This window comes from Amycolatopsis sp. NPDC057786, assembly GCF_042797905.1.
GTDB lineage: Bacteria > Actinomycetota > Actinomycetes > Mycobacteriales > Pseudonocardiaceae > Amycolatopsis.
This window is the reverse complement of the sequence record NZ_JBHVKW010000037.1, coordinates 21,262-37,858: the sequence shown is the minus strand read 5'-3', so window position 1 is coordinate 37,858 and position 16,597 is coordinate 21,262. Positions and strand designations below refer to the sequence as shown.

Sequence of the window (16,597 nt, the reverse complement as noted above, 5' to 3'; positions counted from 1 at the left end):
ACTGTCGCTTAAAGCAAATCTTTGGCTTTTGGAGCTGACATGTCCGAACTTGGCCCGTCCGAAGCGGCGAGCTTGGCCGCCCGCGCGGGGCTCCCCCTGCCCGCTGACCGGCACGCCGACGTGGCCGCCACCGCCAACCACATCCACTCCGTCATCACGGTCCTGCGCGAGCTGGACTTCGACGACATCGCGCCATACCGAAGGGAAGACCACGATGGAGCCGTATGAGCTGACACTCGACGCCGCCGCGCACGCGATACGGAGACTGGAGCTGTCGCCGGTCGAACTCGTCGATTCGGTGCTGGAACGCCTGGCGCGGGTCGACCCTCGCCTCGGTGCCTACGTCACCGTGACCGCGGACTCCGCACGCGAGTCGGCGCGCCGCGCCGAACAGGAGATCGCCGCCGGAATCCTGCACGGCCCCCTGCACGGAATTCCGGTGGCGCTGAAAGATCTCATCGACGTCGCGGGGCTGCCGACCACGGGTAGTTCGCGCGTGCGAGCCGGACACCAGGCCACCGCCGACAGTGCGGTCGCGGCGCGGCTCGCGGCGGCGGGCGCGGTGGTCGTCGGCAAGACCCACACCCACGAGTTCGCCTACGGCCTCGTCACGCCGCAGACCGTCAACGCCTGGGATCCCGGCCGCATCGCGGGCGGGTCCAGCGGCGGATCGGCCGTCGCGGTGGCGTCGGGCACGGCGACGTTCGCGCTGGGCACCGACACGGGCGGCTCGATTCGGACGCCCGCGGCGCTGAACGGCGTGGTCGGGCTCAAACCGACGTACGGCCTGGTGCCGCGCGACGGCGTGGTCTCGCTGTCGTGGTCGCTGGACCACGTCGGCCCGCTCACCCGCACGGTGACGGACGCGGGGCTCGTGTTGTCCGCACTGACGGGCCGCGAACCGTACACAGTGGACACCGATATTGCCGGTCTGCGCATCGGTGTGCCGCGCAACCACTATTTCGAACGCGTCGACCCCGAGGTGGAGTCCACCGTGCGCACGGCGATAACCCTGCTGGAGTCACTCGGAGCCCGGCTGGTCGAGGTCGAGATCCCGATGGCGCGCTACATCCAGGCGACGCAGTGGGGACTGATGGTCCCGGAGGCCACCGCTTACCACGAACGGACGCTGCGCACGACGCCGGAGTTGTACGGATCCGACGTACGGATTCTTCTCGAAGCGGGAGAACTCGTGTCCGCTGGGGACTACCTGCGTGCCCAGCGGGCGCAAACCCTGATGCGGCGGGAATGGCTGCGCCTGATGGAGTCCGTCGACATGATCGCCGCACCGGCCGTGCCGTCGACCGCGGTACCTCTCGGGCAACAAAGCGTGACGTGGCCGGACGGCGACACGGAAACCGTGGCCGACGCCTACGTACGGCTGTCGGCTCCCGCCAACATCACCGGACTGCCCTCGCTGACGGTGCCTGCCGGCCGCGACAGCGCCGGGCTGCCCATCGGGCTTCAGCTCATGGGCCGTCCGTACGCGGAGGACGTGCTGCTGCGCGCCGGCCGGGCCTACGAACGGTCGGCCCAGTTCGCGGAAGACCTGAGCACGTGCTTGACGGCTTAAGCTGGACAGCATGAGCCGCAGGTCGATGGTGCGTCCCGGAGGTCGCAGCGCCAGGGTCCAGGAATCGGTCCACGCGGCCGTGCGTGATCTCGAGGCCGAGGCAGGGCGCGACGCGTTGTCCGTGCCTCAAATCGCCGCCAGGGCAGGGGTCACGCCCTCGACGATCTACCGCCGGTGGGGCGATCTCCGCGAACTGTTGTCCGACGTCGCCGTCGCCCGGCTGAGGCCGGAGGCACCGCCTGAGGACCGAGGCACGCTCGCCGCGGACTTGGAGGCTTGGGCGGAACAGTTCCTCGACGAAATGTCCTCGCCGCCGGGGCGCGCCTACATCCGCGACGCCCTGCTCGGTGACCCGGACGGCACCAACGCCGGCCAGTGCTCGGCATACGCGGCCGAGCAAATCGAAGTGATCCTCGCAAGGGCCGCCGAACGGGGCGAACAGGCGCCGGACGTGGAGACGGTGCTCGACCGCGCGGTCGCGCCGATGATGTACCGCATCCTGTTCCGGCCGGGCGAACTCGGCCCCGAGTACGCCCGGAAACTGGTGGCGACACTCTTCGACGGTGACCACTGAGCGGAGATGATCTGCCGCCGTCCCCGACCGCGGGCAACCCTGCCGAACCGGCTGCCCCACGCAAGCCGGACCACCTGATCAAGCATTGTGATTCGACGAGTTCTCGTTCTGCCGTGTCGGCGGGCGGCGTCCAGTGCCCGTTCGAGCACCGCCTTGGTCTTCTGATTCAGCAATTCTTGCGCACCCAGCGCCCCGCCATTCGCATACGCGTCTTTCACCAACGCGTCGAGCATGTCCGGCGGCAACGCACGGGCGAGCGCTTCGCCGGCGGCGACGCCCGCGTCCTGGCCAGGTGTGTCCTCGGTCACGGATGGAGCCTTTCTGGGTCGCGTTCGACGACCCGATCTTGGTCCACCCATGGCTTACACGGTTGTCATGACACGACCCCTACCGGTAGTCCGACCCGAGCGACAAGCGGTCCACCCGACACGGTGAACGGCGACACGCCGATAGTTCCGCCGATCGGTGGTTCACACGGCACGCATGTCACCCAACGTATGTGAGTGCTCAACTGAAGTCACTCTTTGTAGCGCACTTGTCGCCCCCTGGCTCCCTGTCGAGCCTGCGCGCCTCACGCATGTCCGACACGGGTAGCCAGACGAGTCCGCCACCTCAGGCTCAGTGACGAGTGACGCTGACCGCCCCATAGCTCTCGGAAGTCTTCATGGTCGGCGAATTCTGTTGCCGATCAGGCTTCCGGCGCTCCTGCGGGCACTGGATGAATCGTCAGGCAGTCGTCAGGTTCACTCCCAGGCAGAACCGGAAGAATCGACCGGAGCCGAGAGCACATGAGGAGTGCGATGAGCGTAGAGACCCCGAGCGCGAAGGACGTCGTCGAAGACGTGACCGTCTGGCTGGCCAGCGAGTTCTCGACGAAGTTGTCCCCGGTCGCGGTCGGCGCCATCGTCCGCGCCACCCACCGGGACCTCCAGGGACAGATCGTCCCCGAAGCGCTCAGTGAGATGCTCCACCGGATGGCGCGGCACCGGATAGCCCGCCTCGTCCAGGTGCTCTGATGCGCTATGAACAGCACTGCCCGATCGCGCTGGCGGCCGAGGTGGTCGGCGAACCGTGGACACTGCTGATCGTCCGTGAACTGCTGCACGGAAGCACCCTGCTCTCGGACGTCGCCGCCGGTGTGCCTGGGATGTCCACCGGGTTGCTGAGCAAACGGCTCCGGACCCTGGAGACCGCGGGAGTGGTCGCCCTCCACCCGCCGAACCGACCCCAGCGGGTCGAGCTGACCGAAGCCGGTCGCGAACTGGCGGCGGTCGTCGAACCGCTCGGCAGCTGGGGTGCGCGCTGGTTGCCACCGCCACGGCACAACGACCTCGACCCTGCCCTGCTATTACGCGACATCTCCCGGGAAATCGACCGGTCCACCCTTCCGGACAAAGCGATGTCGGTCCATTTCCGGTTCACGGAGTCGCCAGGGCCGCGTTGGTGGTGGCTCGTGCTCTCGCGGGACCTCGTAGCACCGACCATCCATGACCCACGGCTGCCGCAGGCGATGCGGATCGACTGCACGCTCGGCGCGCTGGCTCAGGTCTGGCTCGGTCACACGGACTGGCTGGAAGCCCTGCGGGACAAGGCGATCGTGATCACCGGACCCCGGAGTGCCGTGCGTGAGGCGATCACCTGGCTCGGTACGAACCGCTTCTCCGGTAGCAGAAACGCTACCGATGCGGACGCGCCCATACTGTCCTCATAGGAGGGTTTCCTCGCGGATGTCCCGCGTGGGTCGGAGGTACCCGTAAGACTTGCCGGTTGCGGGGTCGCGGCTGAGGCGCAGTGCGTCGCGGCGGCGCGGGCGGGTCCGGCCGATTCGCCCAGGAATCGAACAGCAGGATGAACGCGGCGAAACCCACCGGGGCGAGTCCGAGCAGCCATAGCCCCTGAGTGACCAAGAGCGCCGCTACCAGCATGGAGGGAACGACGGCGAACAGGCAGAAGGGGTCCAATCGGCCGAATCGCGGCCGTCCGCGGTTCTGGGGGTTCATGGCACTCCTTGGGACGCTCCGGCTTGCGCCTCCAGTAGTTCCGCCGCGCGAAGCTCGGCGATTCTCGCCGTCTCCTCTGCTTCCTCCGCGAAGTGGCGATGACGTGCTGAGGCCGAAGTGTCGCCACGGTGCAGGACGACTTCGCCGCGCTCACGATGGCCCTCCGCGCGTCTGATGGCCGCGAGCGCGAGGCAGACTTCGATCTCCCACACCGTCGACCCGCGCACGAACCGCCGGGCCCTGCCCCGGCGCTCCGCCGCCATGGCGAGTTCGTCATAGGCCATGTAGTGGCAGGAGGCCCGTTCGGCGAGATCCCGCTGGCGCTGCGCCAGCAGCAGGTCACCCGCAGCGGCCGACTCGGCCGCCAGTTCGAGGTGCTCGCCCGCGATCTTGCGGAGACGCGCCGCGTGACCGCGCAGCCGCCTCGCGCGCCACTCTCCGTTGTCACCGACGCTCTCCAGAGCCGGGGTTCCGGATGGCTTCGCAGCGTCCAGATACAGCAACTCCGTGAGCGCCCTGCTACGCAAGCTGGCCGTAGGCGCCATCACTTCTCCTCGTCCACGACCAGATGCCGGCCACACGCCGAGCCTGTCACGGAAGGCGGAGGGCCGACCTGACGAAATCCTTACGATCGATCACGGAAGCACACGGTGCACACCACGGTTGCACCGACCGTAGTCGCAGTAAGGATGAAGCCATGGACGTCAACGAGGTTCTCCTGCCCGGTGTCGGGCTTCGCTACGAGTTCACCAACTCCGACGGCGACCGGATCGGCATCGTCGCCCGCAGATCAGGCGCCTTCGAAGTGATCGGATACTCGACGACCGACCCGGACGAAGGTGATCTCCTGTTCCGGCTCACCGCTGCCGAAGCGGACACGGTCGCGGAAATCCTCGGGGCACCGAGGATCGCGGAGCGCTTCGCCGACCTGACCAAGGAGGTACCCGGCCTCGACGCCGGCCAGATCGTGGTGCCGTCGGCTTCCGGCCACGTGGGACAGCCGCTCGGCCACACCAGGGCCCGGACCCGCACGGGAGCGTCCATCGTCGCCATCGTCCGCGGTGGCGAGGTCATCGCGTCTCCAGTTCCGGACGAAGTCCTTCGCGGCGGGGACGTTCTGGTGGTGATCGGAACACACGAGGGGATCGCCGGCGTGCGTGCGATCATCGAGAGCTGACCATGCACACCTCGCTCGCGCTCCTGCTCGAGCTCGGCATCATCCTCCTGGTGCTCAGCGTGCTGGGCGCGTTCGCACGCCGCCTGTCGCTCTCACCGATTCCCCTCTACCTCCTTACCGGCCTGGCCCTCGGCGAAGGCGGAATCGCGCCTATCCCGGCCGCTGGGGACTTCGTCCAGACAGGCGCCTCAATCGGAGTCGTCCTCCTCCTGCTGACCCTTGGCCTGGAATTCGACGCCTCCGAGCTCCGGGACAGCCTCCGCCGTCATCTTCCCTCCGCCGTCGCCGACCTCGTGCTGAACGCGGCGCCGGGAGCGATCGCGGGATGGTTGCTCGGCTTGGACTGGGTGGGGGTGTTCGCCCTCGCCGGGGCGACCTGGATCTCGTCCTCCGGCATCATCGCCCGGCTACTCGCCGACCTGCGACGGCTCGGTAACCGGGAAACCTCCGCGGTGTTGTCGATCCTGGTCATCGAGGACTTCGCCATGGCGTTGTACCTCCCGGTGCTGGCGGTCCTCGCGTCCGGAGGCACCTGGGTCGAGGCGGTCACCGGTGTCCTGATCGCTATCGTCTGTGTCGCCGCTGCGTTCGTCGCGTCCCATCGCTGGGGACATCACGTCAACCGGTGGCTCGCACATCCCGACTCGGAACAGCTGATGCTGCGGGTCCTCGGCTCGACCCTGGTCGTGGCCGCTCTGGCCGAGTTCGTGGACGTGTCCGCGGCCGTCGGCGCGTTCCTCGTCGGTTTGACCCTCACCGGCGACGCGGCCGAGCGCACGAGGACAGTGCTCGCACCGCTGCGCGACCTGTTCGCCGCCGCGTTCTTCCTCTCGATCGGGTTCGCGGTCAGCCCGGCGGGTTTGTTGCCCGTCCTGCCCGCCGCGCTGGCTCTCGCGGTGGCGGGGACAGCGACCAAATTCGCGACCGGCTGGCTGGCCGCACGCCGGGACGGCGCCGCACGCCGAGGACGGATCAGAGCCGGGACGGTTCTGATCGCGCGCGGGGAGTTCTCGGTGGTGATCGTCAGCCTCGCGGGCACGGCGAGCGCCGCGCTCGGTCCGCTCGTCACCGCCTACGTCCTCATCCTCGCCACAGCTGGGCCAGTGCTCACCCGCTGGCCACGACGGAAACCGAGGACGCCTGACGGCGGAGGCAAGGAGCCGCCGGTATCCCCGGCTTCGGCGTGACCGGGACGGAAGTTTGCGTCCACCGCGCCCATACGGCATCTTTACGCGCGGAGCGCCGGGAAGTCTGGTCGGCACAACCCATCCACAAGGGGTGGGTCGTTCGACGTGGACGGGGTTCAGATGGCTCTCGCTTTGGCGTTCGGGCTGGTGCTGTTGATCAGCGTGTCGCTCTCCGGACTCGCGGCACGCACCGTGCTGTCGACCGCACTACTGTTCCTGGTGGCGGCGCACTGATCGGGCAGGGCGGATTCGGCCTCGTCGACATCCCCTCCAATGGGGCCTTCGTGACCGGCCTCGCCGATCTGGCGTTGTTCACCGTGCTGTTCACCGACGGCCAGCGCGCCAACCTGCCCTCCCTGAAGGAGGGCTGGCGGCTCTCCGGCCGCGCGCTGGGCTTGGCGATGCCCTTGACCATGGTGGGCATCGCGGTGCCGACCCACTACCTCACCGGCCTGGACTGGACGACGTCGTTCCTGATCGGCGCGATCCTGTCGCCGACCGACCCGGTGTTCGCCTCCGCCATCGTCGGCCGCACGGACGTGCCGCTACGCCTGCGCAGGCTCCTCAACGTCGAATCAGGCCTAAACGACGGCCTCGCGCTGCCCTTCGTGCTGATCTTCCTTGCGACCGCCGCGAACCGGGACACCGACTTCGGCGGCATCGCCATCGAACTCGTCGCCGGCCTCGTGCTCGGCGTCGCCATCCCCGCAGCCATCGCGCTCGCCTGGCGGCTGAAGGTCCTCACCGCGGAACCACGGTTGCAGGCCTTGGGACCGTTGGCGGTCGCGGTGATCCTGTACGCGACCTGCCACCTCACCCACGCCAATCCTTACCTCGCCGCGTTCGCGGCCGGGGTGACACTGGCCACAATGGACCGAGTCTCGGCCGAGCACTTCGAGCATTTCGGCGATCTGTTGTCCGAAACGACGAAATTCGCCGCTCTCCTTGTATTCGGCGCGCTCATCACTCCGGACCGGCTGTCGCACCTCAGCATCGGCGACTGGGCGGTCGCGGTGATCGCGATCGTGCTGGTGCGGCCCGCCGCGATGATGCTCTCGCTGATACGCACACCGCTTCCCGCCAGGGAACGATCGGTCGCGGCCTGGTTCGGCCCCAAGGGCTTCGCCTCCGTTGTCTATGGACTCCTTGCGCTACAAGCGGGGATCCCAGCGGGAGAGCATGTCTTCGATCTTGTCGCGATCACCATCGCACTATCGATCGTGCTGCACTCCTCCACCGACGTCCCCGTCGCCAAAGCACTCCGCATCGAACCACCGGACAACCTGCCCACCGGACAACCGGAAAAGCTTCCACAGAAGGAGAATTCCTGATAGGAGGCATCACCGCCGCCCTGGTGTTCGCGTTGCTGTTCATGGTCCTGCTCGGCGTCATCCCCAGGCGCTACTGGTACCTGCAGCTCCCCGCGGTACTCGGCTGGGTCCTGGTCTGGATCGACAGCGCGTTCACCGGTCACTGGACCGATTCGCTGGGCATGGCGATCACCGTCTTCAGCCTGCTCTGGCCGGCCTTGACCTTGAAGTGTGCTTCCGGCACGACCCGGACACGTGACGGTTCCTCAAAGCTTCTCGTCGTGAACGGTTCGTTCCAGGTCCGAGACCGACGTGGGCCGCCCTGCCGGAGCCCACTTGCTCGAGTTCCGCCAGCCGCACTCGGGCGATAAACCGGTCTACGTCGTCCGGGTTCAACCCGAACCGCCAGATCCGGTCCTTCTAAGTCCTTACGCATGTAGGTGAACAGCAGCCGGCTTCCGGAGCCGGCCTTGGCCAGGACACCGAGCGTCTTGCGGACACCGGTCTCGGTCAGATACTGGGTCACTCCTTCCCAGACAAATACGCAGGAAACCCGCGAACCGGCCCGAGATGGCCCCCGGTTCGATCCGCCGAGGCCTCTACACGAAGGACACCAACGGCGAAGACCGGCACAACCCGTAAGCCTATTGGCACACCGGGATCGCCTGACCGGTCCAACGCCGTAGAGAAAGCATCAAAATACGGCGGTGCGGCAGCACAGCGGTCATGCGCGTCGCGCTTTCACGCCTATCGTGTAATGCCGACTATCCCGACGGCGGGAAAGGGGAACCACGGCCGGTGCCCGACCACCCCACAGCAGAGCTGGCCTGGCTGGTCAGTCAACCCTGCGCGGTCGAGATCCTCGACGTCCTCGCCGAAACGCCTCGCCCGCTCACGGACCTGCACCGGCAGCTGAAAGCGACTCGCCGGACGATCTCCTCGGCACTGCGCGTTCTCGCCGCGGCCGGGGTGGTCCGCCGCCGCGGACACTGCGGCAGCTGGGACATTCTCCCTCCTCCGTCGACCCGCTATGAGCTCACCGCTACCGGTCGCGAGTTCACTCGGCAACTGAATCGGGTCGAGGTTTGGACCACGCTCTACGAGCACTATCTCGGCGCTCCGACCACCAAGAAAAGGACGAAGGCCATGTGGGCACCGATCTCCATTTTGCTTCTCCTCGCCTGCCTCGGAAACATGATGCTCGGCCATTCCGGGCACGCGATCCTGTTCGGCATCGCGTGGCTGGGGCTCGTCGCCGCGGTGACGTATCGGGCACGGCATCGGACCACCTGATCACCCACGCGGCAAGGAGAATGAGATGAAACTCCTTCAGCTGTCCGAGATCGACGCTTCGATGATCGATCTGGTGGGCGGGAAGGCCGCCGGGCTCGGTGAGCTGATCAAGACCGGCGAGCGTGTGCCGGACGGCTTCTGCTTGACCGTCGAGGCCTATAGATCGCGCGATCTCCCGGAGAAGGAGTTGCTCGCCGCCTACGAACGGCTCGGCGGCGGCCGGGTCGCGGTGCGTTCCAGCGCCACCGCCGAAGACCTGCCGGACGCCAGCTTCGCCGGACAGCAGGACACCTTCCTCGACATCGACGGGGCCGCCCCGCTCGCCGACGCCGTTCGCAAGTGCTGGGACTCCCTGCGTTCCGATCGCGCGGTGGCCTACCGTGCCACCGTCGGTATCGACGACGCCGCGATGGCGGTGGTGATCCAGCGGATGATCGACCCCGTGGTGGCCGGTGTCCTGTTCACCGCCAACCCGATCACCGGTTGCCGCACCGAGATGGTCGTCGACGCCGCCCCCGGTCTGGGTACCGCGATCGTCGAGGGCACCGTCGTTCCCGATCACTACGTGTTCGGGCACCGTGCGCGGACCATGCCGCACCAGGCCGAGGGATGTCTCGATACCCGGCAGCTGGAACTGCTCCGGGACGCCGGTCTGCGGCTGCAAAGGCATTTCGGCTCGCCACAGGACATCGAATGGGCGATCGATTCCGACGGCGTGCTGTGGCTGCTGCAGTCCCGGCCGATCACCACCCTGTTCCCGCCGCCGCCGGACACCAGCGACACCCGGCTGTACCTCGAGTTCGGCCACATCCAGGGAATGCTCCGCCCGTGCACACCGATGGGGATCTCCATGCTCAAGACCGGATCGGCGATGTGGTTCGAAGCGCACGGTGTCCGAGGCGATCCGCGGGATCCACTGCCGCGGCTGGTGCCGATCGGCGGACGGCTCTACTTCGACCTGACCGACTTCGTCCGCAACAGGGTCATGCGCAAGCGGCTGCCGACGTCCCTGCAGGTGTACGGGCCACGGGTCCAGGGCGCAGTCGAGCGCATGATGACCGATCCACGCTTCGCCCCACGGCGCGGCTTTCCGTTCCGGCCGGGCAACATCCTCAGGGCAACGGCGAAGGTGACGCCGAGCGTGGTCTCGGGATTCGTGTCGAGCCTGGCCCGCCCGGACGCGGCACGCGCCCGCACTTACCGGGCGGTGGAGGAAATCCGGCGCATGACCGTACCGCCTCCGGACTCGGCGACCACGGCTGAGCGGCTGAGATGGGTCATCGAGGACTCGCATCGAGCGATCATGAGCCACGGCATGCTGGGTCTCACCGGGCCCTTGATGGCCGGGATCGCCCTCGGGACAGCGCCCTCCGGCCTGCTCAAAGGCATCGCCACGGACGAGGAACTGGACATCGTCCTCGGCGGAATGCCCCATAACGTGACCACCGAGATGGATCTGGCCCTCTGGGGCCTCGCCGTGAACGCGCGAGAGCACCACGAGCTGTTCCTCTCCACCCCACCCGGCGAACTGGCCGCGACGTACCGCGCCGGGCGACTGCCCGACATCGGGATGGCCGGATTCCTGGACAAGTACGGCATGCGCGCCGCGGCCGAGATCGACGTCGGCATGCCCCGCTGGGACGAGGACCCGGCGCCGCTGTTCGCCACGATCGCGAACTACCTCCGTGTCGACGACCCCGAGCAGGCCCCCGACCGGCGATTCCACAGAGCCGAGGAGAAGGCCGAGGCGATGATCGAGACGCTGTCCCAGCGAGCGCGGCACCGGCGTCCGATCCGCGGCAGGGTCGCGACTTTCCTCATGCACCGCTCCCGCAAGCTCACCGGCCTGCGGGAGATCGGGAAGTTCGCGTGGCTGCCCGCGATCCAAGCGGCTCGCCGTCAACTTCTCCTCGTCGGCGATGACCTGATGTCCCGTGGCCTGCTGGAACGCGGCGACGACATCATGTTCCTCACCCTCGACGAAGCACGCGCGGCCGTCCACGACGCGACCGACCACCGCCACCTGGCCGCCGCGCGCCGCGCGGACCACCGGCGAGAGCTACGACGGCACACCGTCCCCGGCGCCCTGCTCTCCGACGGGACCGACGTGGAAGCACTTGCCCCACCCGGGCCCGCAGAAGACGGCGTACTGGTCGGAATGGCCGGTGCGGCGGGTCAAGCGACCGGGAGAGCGCGCGTGATCCGCGATCCGGTCGGCGCGTACATCGAGCCGGGCGAGATCCTCGTCGCGCCGACCACCGACCCCGGCTGGACCCCGCTGTTCCTGACCACGGCCGGTCTGGTCACCGAAACCGGCTCACCGGTCGCGCACGGCCCCACGGTCGCCCGGGAATACGGCATCCCCGCCGTCATCTGTGTCCGCGACGCCACCCGCGAAATCACCACCGGCCAGTTGATCGCCATCGACGGAACCGCGGGCACGGTACGGATAGTCGACGACTGACGCTTTCACGCGGCCGCCTGCTCCTCGGCCCGCTCCCAGAGCCAGCCGAACCGGTCGATCCGCCACAGCTGTGCCACGACGCAAGGCCAGCACTTCCGCTCCGTTGCGTCGGCCCGTACGCGACACCTCGGGGCAGCACGGGGATCAGTGTGGCGCGAGTACCAGTTCCAGTAGCCGGGACGCCGTGATCACACCGATCATCGTTCCGTCGCGCAGTACGGCGGCCAGCGGACAGCGCAGTCGAGCCATCGTCGCGGCGACTTCCACGATGTTGTCGTCATGCTCGACAACAGCCAGTTCAGAAGGCCGCGTGGAAAGGACGTCGCGGACCGTCTTGCCGCCCAGTTTGTCCGCGGCCCGGTCGGCCATCGATTCCGAGAGCACCGCGGCCAGCGTTGGTGCCTCCTGGACGTAGGCGGGCACCAGGAACTTCACCACGTCCGAGGCGGGCAAGACCGTGTAGGGCCGTCCATCGGCCGTTATGACGACGAGCCCGGGTAGCCGGTTCCCGGCAAGAAGCCGAGCCGCCTGCAGCGCGAGCGAATCGAGACGCACTACCGGGAACTTCTCGGCCATGACGGCGGCGTGCATCTTCGCAGAGTACGGCAAATCGGTCATTTCAACTATGCCGCGAACGACCGGGCGTCAGCTAGGCCATCGGCGTGATGATCTCGACCGCAAGTCTTCTTTACTGGACCATTACACTCTTTTAGGGCATCTTTACGCCCAGGAGTGCCGGGAAGTCTGGTCGGCGGCTTGGCCCACCGAGGGGCCGAGTTAGAGGCATGCCGACGAGCGGGGACCGATGCTCCAGCGTTTCGCCAGAGAACTTCTTGCCGGGCTGACCGTGGCCATCGTGGCGCTGCCACTGGCGATCGCCTTCGGCATCACGGCGACCGGCACGTCCGAGGGCGCGCTCGTCGGCCTGTACGGCGCGATTTTCGCCGGGTTCTTCGCTGCGGTCTTCGGCGGGACCCCGGCGCAGGTGACCGGCCCGACCGGCCCGATCACCGTGGTCGCCACCGGGGTCATCGCGGCGCACGGACTCGAGGGCGCGTTCCTCGCGTTCATCATGGCGGGTGCGCTTCAGATCCTGTTCGGCGTGTGCCGGCTCGGTTCCCTCATCCGCTACATCCCACACCCCGTGGTGTCGGGATTCATGGGCGGAATCGCGCTGATCATCATCCTGGGCGAGCTCGACCAGGTGCAGAAGAGCTTTCTGGTAGTCGCGACGACGATCGTGCTCATGCTCGCGTCCGCACGGGTGATCAGGTCCATCCCGGCGAGCCTGATCGCGCTCGTGATCATCACCGCGATCCTGTCCTTCGCGGAACCCGCCCTGCAGAACGTTCGAATCGGGCCGATTTCACTCAACGGCACCGTCGAATACATCGGCCGGATCCCGGAGTCGATCCCCACCTTCACCTTCCCGGAGTTGAGCGGTTCGCTGATTCTCACCCTCGTGCTGCCCGCGTTGAGCATCGCGCTGCTGGGCTCGATCGACTCCTTGCTGACCTCGGTCGTGATGGACAACATCACCGGCCGTCGGCACCGCAGCAACCGCGAGCTGGTCGGCCAGGGGCTCGGAAACATGGCCAGCGGGCTGTTCGGCGGGTTGGCCAGTGCGGGGGCGACCGTCCGGTCCGTGGTCAACGTGCGCAGCGGCGGAAAGACCGCGCTTTCCGCCGCGACCCACAGCGTCATACTTCTCGCCCTGGTCGCCGGTCTCGGCGCGGTCGTCCAGTACATCCCGCTCGCCGTGCTGTCGGGCATCCTGATCCTGACCGCGATCGGAATGTTCGACTGGGAAAGCCTCCGCAAGGCCCGCGTCACACCCCGTGGAGACCTCGTGGTCATGTTCGCGACGATGATCATCACCGTCCTCGTCGACCTGACCGTGGCGGTCGCGGTCGGCGTGGCCGTGGCGCTCGTCGTGCATTTCGCGCAATCGCGCCGGAGCCGGGCCTCGGTCAGCTACGACGAGACCGGTACCTACCGCATCGACGGGCCGCTGTCGTTCCTCTCCATCGACGGCGTCTTGACCAGACTGCGCGACGACAAGCCGAAGCTGTCGCTCAGCCTGGAGCACGTGAGCTACATGGACATGTCCGGCGCCAAGGGACTGCTGACCTTTATCGATCACTCCCACAGATCCGACGTGGAACTCGACTTCAAGGATCTGCCACCACATGTCGAGCACAAATTGACCGCGCTCGCGAACGACGAACAGCGCGACAAACTCACCACCGTCATCAGGAACGCGCCCAGTGCCGCGAACCGGCCGAACGATGGGAAGTCATGACCGCGATCGACGTACTGCTCAAACGCAATGACGAACTCGGCGACGCGGTGCCAGGCGATCGGCGATCACCCCGGCCTACCCTGCAGGTGACCATCCTGACCTGCATGGACGCACGCGTGCGAGTATTCGAGATCTTCGGCCTCATCCAGGGCGAAGCGCATGTGCTGCGCAACGCCGGCGGCGTGGTCACCGACGACGTGATCCGCTCGCTCGCGCTGAGCCAACGAAAGCTGGGCACCCGCGAGGTCCTCGTCGTGCAGCACACCGACTGCGGGTTGTCGCTGGTGACCGAGGACGACTTCAAGGACGAATTGGAAGCCGACACCGGGCTGCGACCGACGTGGTCGATCGAGGCGTTCCGCGACGTTTCCGACAGCGTCCGCCGCTCGATGCAGCGCGTAAAGCGGTCGGATTTTCTCCTGCACACCGACAACGTCCGTGGCTTCGTCTACGACGTGAAGGCCGGAACGCTGACCGAGGTCAGCTGATCACCGTGGAGCGAGCGCCAACTCCAAGAGGCGGGACGCGGAAATCACGCCGAGCAGCGTCTTGTCCTGCATCACCGCGACCAGCGGGCAGTGCAGCCTCGCCATGATCGCGGCGACCTCGATGATCGTGTCGTCGGAGTTCACTCGAGGCAGCTCGGCGGGCTCCGCCGGAAGCAACGAACGCACCTTGCGGCCGCCCAGCTTGTCGGCGACACGATCGGCCATCGACTCATTGAGGACACCGGCGAGCGACGGGTCGTCCTGCACATAGGTCGGCACCAGGAAACGGACCACCTCTGAAGCAGGCAGGACCGACTGAGGGCAGCCACTCCGGTCGGTCACGACGATGCCGGGCAGGCGGTGCTCCGCGAGAAGTCGCGCCGCGTCGAGCGCGTCGGAATCCATGTCCACGACCGGGAATTCCTCGGCCATCTCGCTGGCTTGCATGGCGCAAGACTACGACCGTCCGGGCAGGTGCGCCCGAGTCATCCGTCGTTACTGTCCGATTCTTTACGGCCCGACGAGATTCCGGTGCTATTCGACGATTCACCGCGCTCCTGCCGCAGGTGCATTACGCGGAGGGCGGCCATCAGGACGACGAACACGGCGATCAACGCGAGAGGACCGAGCAGTCCGGACATAAGCTCCCCATCTCACATCACTGTGATCACCGGCACAGTCCAGGGTACAGGACGGCACCATCACCGAATCCACTGGACGAGGTGGCATTTGTCCGAGTTGCCTCCGCTTCTCGTTTACGGCATGTTGACGCCTGGAGCGCCGGGAAGTCTGGTCGGCATACCCCGTCCTGATCGGCCGGGGCGGTCGGTATGGACAGGAATCGGTGAGAGCACAAGTGATCTGGCAGCGTCATCGGCCGATTTTCGCCCTTGAGGGCGTGGCATGAGCGCCACCGTCGCGATCACCGTGTTCGTGGTGGCATATCTGTTCATCGCCACCGAGAAGATCCCGAAGATGGTCACCGCACTCACCGGTGCGGGCATCGTCCTCGGCCTCGGCGTACTCGGCTCCGAGGACGCGTTCTACTCCCACGACACCGGTGTCGACTGGGACGTCATCTTCCTGCTGCTCGGCATGATGATCATCGTCGGAGTCCTCCGGAAGACCGGCGTCTTCGAGTTCACCGCGATCTGGGCGGCCAAGCGCGCCAAGGGATCGCCGCTGCGGATCATGCTCCTGCTGGTCCTCATCACCGCTGTCGCTTCGGCGTTCCTGGACAACGTCACCACGGTGCTGCTGATGGCACCCGTGACCCTGCTGGTCTGCGATCGGCTCGACATCAAGCCGGCGCCCTTCCTGATCGCGGAGGTCATGGCCTCGAACATCGGCGGCGCCGCGACCTTGATCGGCGACCCGCCCAACATCATCATCGGCAGCCGGGCCGGTCTGACGTTCAACGACTTCCTCGTCAACATGGCCCCGATCGTGGCGATCGAGCTGGTCGTCTTCTGCCTGGTCCTGCCGAGGCTGTTCCGCGGTTCCTTCACAGTCGCCCCGGGGCGGGTCGCCGATGTCATGGCCCTCAACGAGCGCGAAGCCATCCGCGACAAGAAGCTGCTCGTCAAATGCGGCGTCGTGCTCCTGGCCGTCTTCGCCGCGTTCATCGGCCACTCGGTCTTCCACATCGAACCGTCGGTCGTCGCCCTGCTCGGCGCCGGCACCCTCGTGCTCCTGTCCCAGTCCAAGCCGAAGGACTACCTCGCGAGCGTCGAATGGGAAACCCTGCTGTTCTTCGCCGGGCTCTTCATCATGATCGGTGCCCTGGTCAAAACCGGGGTCATCGGTGACTTGGCGAAACTCGCCGCCGACGCCACCGGAGGCAACGCGCTCCTCGCCGTCCTGCTGATACTCGGCGTCTCCGCGCTTCTGTCCGGTGTCGTCGACAACATTCCCTACGTCGCGACGATGAGCCCGCTGGTCCTCGACCTCACCGGCAGCATCGCCGACCCCGCCCACTCCGAAGCTCTCTGGTGGTCACTCGCTCTCGGCGCCGACTTCGGCGGCAACGCCACCGCCATCGGAGCCAGTGCCAACGTCGTCGTCCTCGGCATCGCCGCCCGAGCGGGAAGCCCCATCTCCTTCTGGGAATTCACCAAGAAGGGCGTTCTCGTCACGCTGATCACCGTTCTCGTCGCGGCGCCCTACCTGTGGCTGCGGTACTTCGTCTTCGCCTGAGCCCGCTCAATCGAGTCGCTCCGACTTACGGTC

General features: G+C 67.1%; 17 protein-coding genes. 13 read left to right on the top strand and 4 right to left on the bottom strand.

Features of this window, described 5'->3' with window-relative positions; all coding sequences use genetic code 11:
* Positions 1-39: 39 nt before the first annotated feature.
* The 5 genes from ACFVM3_RS20380 (at position 40) to ACFVM3_RS20360 (ending at position 3,858) form a co-directional block, all read left to right on the top strand.
* A complete protein-coding gene (locus ACFVM3_RS20380) occupies positions 40-228 on the top strand; it encodes a hypothetical protein (RefSeq protein WP_378440702.1) in 189 nt (62 codons plus the stop codon).
* Positions 215-1,573 carry an amidase gene (locus ACFVM3_RS20375; RefSeq protein WP_378440700.1) on the top strand — a complete coding sequence of 453 codons (1,359 nt, stop codon included), beginning with the start codon at positions 215-217 and terminating at the stop codon, positions 1,571-1,573. Before ACFVM3_RS20380 ends, ACFVM3_RS20375 begins: the two co-directional genes overlap by 14 nt.
* Before the next feature lie 10 nt (positions 1,574-1,583).
* Complete coding sequence (locus tag ACFVM3_RS20370; protein WP_378440698.1) at positions 1,584-2,147, top strand: TetR/AcrR family transcriptional regulator; 564 nt, start codon at positions 1,584-1,586, stop codon at positions 2,145-2,147.
* Positions 2,148-2,947: 800 nt separating this feature from the next.
* Positions 2,948-3,163, top strand: a complete 216-nt coding sequence (locus ACFVM3_RS20365) for a hypothetical protein (RefSeq protein WP_378440697.1) — start codon at positions 2,948-2,950, stop codon at positions 3,161-3,163.
* Positions 3,163-3,858, top strand: a complete 696-nt coding sequence (locus tag ACFVM3_RS20360; protein WP_378440695.1) for a winged helix-turn-helix transcriptional regulator — start codon at positions 3,163-3,165, stop codon at positions 3,856-3,858. Before ACFVM3_RS20365 ends, ACFVM3_RS20360 begins: the two co-directional genes overlap by 1 nt.
* Before the next feature lie 285 nt (positions 3,859-4,143).
* On the opposite strand, the gene ACFVM3_RS20355 is transcribed toward ACFVM3_RS20360, so the two are convergent.
* Positions 4,144-4,692 (bottom strand): hypothetical protein, encoded by a 549-nt coding sequence (locus tag ACFVM3_RS20355; RefSeq protein WP_378440693.1) that lies wholly within the window; start codon positions 4,690-4,692, stop codon positions 4,144-4,146.
* A gap of 152 nt (positions 4,693-4,844) precedes the next feature.
* On the opposite strand from ACFVM3_RS20355, the gene ACFVM3_RS20350 reads away from it, so the two are divergent.
* The 3 genes from ACFVM3_RS20350 (at position 4,845) to ACFVM3_RS20340 (ending at position 7,842) form a co-directional block, all read left to right on the top strand.
* Entirely contained in the window at positions 4,845-5,324 is a 480-nt protein-coding gene (locus tag ACFVM3_RS20350; RefSeq protein WP_378440691.1) for a cation:proton antiporter regulatory subunit, read from the top strand.
* A gap of 2 nt (positions 5,325-5,326) precedes the next feature.
* On the top strand, positions 5,327-6,511 hold the full coding sequence (locus ACFVM3_RS20345; protein WP_378440689.1) for a cation:proton antiporter: 1,185 nt from the start codon (positions 5,327-5,329) through the stop codon (positions 6,509-6,511).
* A gap of 284 nt (positions 6,512-6,795) precedes the next feature.
* On the top strand, positions 6,796-7,842 hold the full coding sequence (locus ACFVM3_RS20340) for a cation:proton antiporter (protein ID WP_378440687.1): 1,047 nt from the start codon (positions 6,796-6,798) through the stop codon (positions 7,840-7,842).
* A gap of 139 nt (positions 7,843-7,981) precedes the next feature.
* Here ACFVM3_RS20340 and ACFVM3_RS20335 read toward each other — a convergent pair whose 3' ends face one another.
* Positions 7,982-8,347: a hypothetical protein gene (locus tag ACFVM3_RS20335; RefSeq protein WP_378440685.1), complete on the bottom strand. Its 366-nt coding sequence runs from the start codon at positions 8,345-8,347 to the stop codon at positions 7,982-7,984.
* A 272-nt stretch (positions 8,348-8,619) separates the two neighbouring features.
* Between ACFVM3_RS20335 and ACFVM3_RS20330 the strand changes: the two genes are divergently transcribed.
* Together ACFVM3_RS20330 and ACFVM3_RS20325 are read left to right on the top strand one after the other, a co-directional pair.
* Entirely contained in the window at positions 8,620-9,114 is a 495-nt protein-coding gene (locus ACFVM3_RS20330; RefSeq protein ID WP_378440683.1) for a winged helix-turn-helix transcriptional regulator, read from the top strand.
* A 25-nt stretch (positions 9,115-9,139) separates the two neighbouring features.
* Entirely contained in the window at positions 9,140-11,578 is a 2,439-nt protein-coding gene (locus ACFVM3_RS20325; RefSeq protein ID WP_378440681.1) for a PEP/pyruvate-binding domain-containing protein, read from the top strand.
* A 144-nt stretch (positions 11,579-11,722) separates the two neighbouring features.
* On the opposite strand, the gene ACFVM3_RS20320 is transcribed toward ACFVM3_RS20325, so the two are convergent.
* Positions 11,723-12,169, bottom strand: a complete 447-nt coding sequence (locus ACFVM3_RS20320) for a CBS domain-containing protein (protein ID WP_378440680.1) — start codon at positions 12,167-12,169, stop codon at positions 11,723-11,725.
* Between the two features lie 214 nt (positions 12,170-12,383).
* Here ACFVM3_RS20320 and ACFVM3_RS20315 point away from each other — a divergent pair, with 214 nt between their 5' ends.
* Complete coding sequence (locus tag ACFVM3_RS20315) at positions 12,384-13,880, top strand: SulP family inorganic anion transporter (RefSeq protein ID WP_378440678.1); 1,497 nt, start codon at positions 12,384-12,386, stop codon at positions 13,878-13,880.
* On the top strand, positions 13,877-14,368 hold the full coding sequence (locus ACFVM3_RS20310; protein ID WP_378440676.1) for a beta-class carbonic anhydrase: 492 nt from the start codon (positions 13,877-13,879) through the stop codon (positions 14,366-14,368). The genes ACFVM3_RS20315 and ACFVM3_RS20310 overlap by 4 nt, the downstream gene beginning before the upstream one ends.
* Here the strand turns inward: ACFVM3_RS20310 and ACFVM3_RS20305 are convergent, their stop codons facing one another.
* Positions 14,369-14,815 (bottom strand): CBS domain-containing protein, encoded by a 447-nt coding sequence (locus tag ACFVM3_RS20305; RefSeq protein WP_378440674.1) that lies wholly within the window; start codon positions 14,813-14,815, stop codon positions 14,369-14,371.
* Positions 14,816-15,271: 456 nt separating this feature from the next.
* On the opposite strand from ACFVM3_RS20305, the gene ACFVM3_RS20300 reads away from it, so the two are divergent.
* Positions 15,272-16,564 carry an SLC13 family permease gene (locus ACFVM3_RS20300; protein ID WP_378440672.1) on the top strand — a complete coding sequence of 431 codons (1,293 nt, stop codon included), beginning with the start codon at positions 15,272-15,274 and terminating at the stop codon, positions 16,562-16,564.
* Positions 16,565-16,597 lie beyond the last annotated feature (33 nt).

What these genes read in the sequence shown, in the direction of transcription:
- ACFVM3_RS20360 (WP_378440695.1), top strand. Translation starts at nt 3,163, where the DNA reads ATGCGCTATGAACAGCACTGCCCGATCGCGCTGGCGGCCGAGGTGGTC.
- ACFVM3_RS20345 (WP_378440689.1), top strand. Translation starts at nt 5,327, where the DNA reads ATGCACACCTCGCTCGCGCTCCTGCTCGAGCTCGGCATCATCCTCCTG.
- ACFVM3_RS20305 (WP_378440674.1), bottom strand. Translation starts at nt 14,815, where the DNA reads ATGCAAGCCAGCGAGATGGCCGAGGAATTCCCGGTCGTGGACATGGAT.
- ACFVM3_RS20375 (WP_378440700.1), top strand. Translation starts at nt 215, where the DNA reads ATGGAGCCGTATGAGCTGACACTCGACGCCGCCGCGCACGCGATACGG.
- ACFVM3_RS20320 (WP_378440680.1), bottom strand. Translation starts at nt 12,169, where the DNA reads ATGCACGCCGCCGTCATGGCCGAGAAGTTCCCGGTAGTGCGTCTCGAT.
- ACFVM3_RS20325 (WP_378440681.1), top strand. Translation starts at nt 9,140, where the DNA reads ATGAAACTCCTTCAGCTGTCCGAGATCGACGCTTCGATGATCGATCTG.
- ACFVM3_RS20350 (WP_378440691.1), top strand. Translation starts at nt 4,845, where the DNA reads ATGGACGTCAACGAGGTTCTCCTGCCCGGTGTCGGGCTTCGCTACGAG.
- ACFVM3_RS20315 (WP_378440678.1), top strand. Translation starts at nt 12,384, where the DNA reads ATGCTCCAGCGTTTCGCCAGAGAACTTCTTGCCGGGCTGACCGTGGCC.
- ACFVM3_RS20365 (WP_378440697.1), top strand. Translation starts at nt 2,948, where the DNA reads ATGAGCGTAGAGACCCCGAGCGCGAAGGACGTCGTCGAAGACGTGACC.
- ACFVM3_RS20310 (WP_378440676.1), top strand. Translation starts at nt 13,877, where the DNA reads ATGACCGCGATCGACGTACTGCTCAAACGCAATGACGAACTCGGCGAC.
- ACFVM3_RS20355 (WP_378440693.1), bottom strand. Translation starts at nt 4,692, where the DNA reads ATGGCGCCTACGGCCAGCTTGCGTAGCAGGGCGCTCACGGAGTTGCTG.
- ACFVM3_RS20300 (WP_378440672.1), top strand. Translation starts at nt 15,272, where the DNA reads ATGAGCGCCACCGTCGCGATCACCGTGTTCGTGGTGGCATATCTGTTC.
- ACFVM3_RS20370 (WP_378440698.1), top strand. Translation starts at nt 1,584, where the DNA reads ATGAGCCGCAGGTCGATGGTGCGTCCCGGAGGTCGCAGCGCCAGGGTC.
- ACFVM3_RS20380 (WP_378440702.1), top strand. Translation starts at nt 40, where the DNA reads ATGTCCGAACTTGGCCCGTCCGAAGCGGCGAGCTTGGCCGCCCGCGCG.